The sequence below is a fragment of the Arthrobacter sp. 2RAF6 genome (assembly GCF_052115205.1).
Lineage (GTDB): Bacteria > Actinomycetota > Actinomycetes > Actinomycetales > Micrococcaceae > Arthrobacter.
The window spans coordinates 1-2038 of record NZ_JBFRGF010000084.1 but is presented as its reverse complement, the minus strand read 5'-3'; the positions used below and the strand labels follow the sequence as shown (position 1 = coordinate 2038).

Sequence of the window (2038 nt, the reverse complement as noted above, 5' to 3'; positions counted from 1 at the left end):
TGGAATACTTGCGGTACTTCCGCACCGCCCGGGCCACGGGCGAAGAACCCGATCTTTCCCTTAAGGAAGAACTCTGAATTGATGGTGGTTCCATGATCGAGGAAACTCCCGAATATCGGGGGTGTTGCAACGATCGCTAGAACTCGCCCTCCGCGAGTTCCCTCTGACGTTGGCCGCGGTTTGTGCCTGGCGCCGCGGTGGCCTGTTCTATTGTGTGGGTGGCGGGTTCATGGTCCTTGCTCGTGGCCCGTGCGCCTGGTGGAATCTAGGGTTATGTGCCGTCCTTTTCTGCTGTTTCCGGTGGCCAGTTGTTGGTCGTCACTCATTCATCGCCCAGGAGTTGTGGTGACGACATGATGAAGCCGAATCTTCTTCGAGGAACTTCCTCGGATACTGCCTTCTGCGAACCAGGCAGAGTGCGCTCATCGCCTATTTGTCCGGTCAAAGGTGGTGTGCACATCGTGCACACCTTTGTGCACGGGCGGCTTTTCGACCTGCATTTTGATCCCTTCGTACGGGTTCTCCGCCACCGCTTCATGCAGTTCTCTGTTGCAGGCGACATGACTTCGCGGCCTGGATCCTCGGTGTCGGTGGACGTTCCTGTCAGCGAAACGCCTTTGGGCTCTTGGGTCCGATCCGTCGACAGAGTCCAGGTGTGTGGGATCCGGGCTTTCTTCCCGGCTGTCCTGGTTTGGTTGGGTCCCACCTGTCCATATCCGGACGTGGGGCCACTCTCATGCCTCTCTGAGCCTGTTCTTCAACGGCCGTCGGCATGCTGGCGTGGATGACCGGAAACGGCCGGCGGATCAGCGGCGGCTTTTGGGCACACTGAGCGTATCCCGCAAGCCCCGGGTTGCGGGAGACATCAAGGGAGGCCCTGTGTAGTTGGCCATGTTCGTCTCGTGTCTCACTTCTATGACTCGGAACCGATCGGTCCATGTCGTTCCATGAATACTGCTCGTTTCGCGATGTTCGGTTATCCGAGGCTCTCGAACACCAACGTTGCCTGGATGCGGTCGCCGCCACCGATTCCCTTGCTCCCGCTGCTCGCGGTGGTAATGGTATGGAGTCGATAGCCCTTCGCGGCCTGATCGTTGATGGCCTTCTCCAAGGAGGTCAGGTTGCCCGAACCGGTTCCCCACAGTTTCTCTTTGAGGATTACCTGCAGGACGACATACTGCATGACACGACTTCCTTCCGTTGCTGGCCAATTGGGAGCAATGCTACTCGATGGGGCGGGCGCTCCTCCGGGGGCGTGAGCGACGGCGCCGCGAGCGTTCGACGGCGCCACGGTGTCAACGTCGCGGCAGCGTCCCGGCCACAACAAGACTCACACACAGGGATCATCGTGGGCTTTCTCAAAATCGGGCGTTTTCCGGAAGTCGTGCTTCTGCTTTGACGGCGGTGAAACGGCGGGCATATTGAAGCAGCTGCTTATCGACCGCCCTCGACGGGGTGTACTCACAGGGCTACCTTGGACTCATGACCGAAGAGCACGCGGAAGAAGAGGGCAAGGGGCCCAGGAGGGGAACGCAAGCCGCCGGCAGTATGGGCAGCAAGAGGCCCCGTGCTGGAATCCAAGCACGGCCGAACCAAGCGGAACGGGCCGTTGGTTGACGGTGAGACTTTGGCGGCGGTCAGGACGGCGGCATCTGCCCGCGCTGTACCGGCGAAAGGCCGGCATTCATCAGGCGCGGATTTCGGCCGGTAGTGCGTGCAACCAAGGATTTCCCCGCGAGTCATCTCTTCCTCGTTTTCCTGTGTGAACCTTGTGTAGGGTGGGAAAATCACGCCGACGGGCCTCGTCCCCGCCGTGCGTGAAGCGAGGCGTCAAATGGGAGGCGGGCATTGGAACCCATAGCGGTCGAAGGCGGCAAAGGTACCGTGGAACTTAGCCTCGATCCACCGGTCGGGTTGAGGTCGTAGCGGCGGGTTAAACGGAGAATGCCTGTCGGATCGGGAAAAATGGGGTTTGTCTAGAACTCCGTTTAACCAATCCGAGAGGCATCTCGTAGGTGCAACTTTTCCATAGATCCAC

The 2038-nt window shown here is 59.7% G+C and carries 1 protein-coding gene; it reads right to left on the bottom strand.

The window, feature by feature from the left end; genetic code table 11:
- Positions 1-976 precede the first annotated feature (976 nt).
- On the bottom strand, positions 977-1183 hold the full coding sequence (locus AB4Z38_RS25515) for a DUF4177 domain-containing protein (RefSeq protein ID WP_441432307.1): 207 nt from the start codon (positions 1181-1183) through the stop codon (positions 977-979).
- Positions 1184-2038 lie beyond the last annotated feature (855 nt).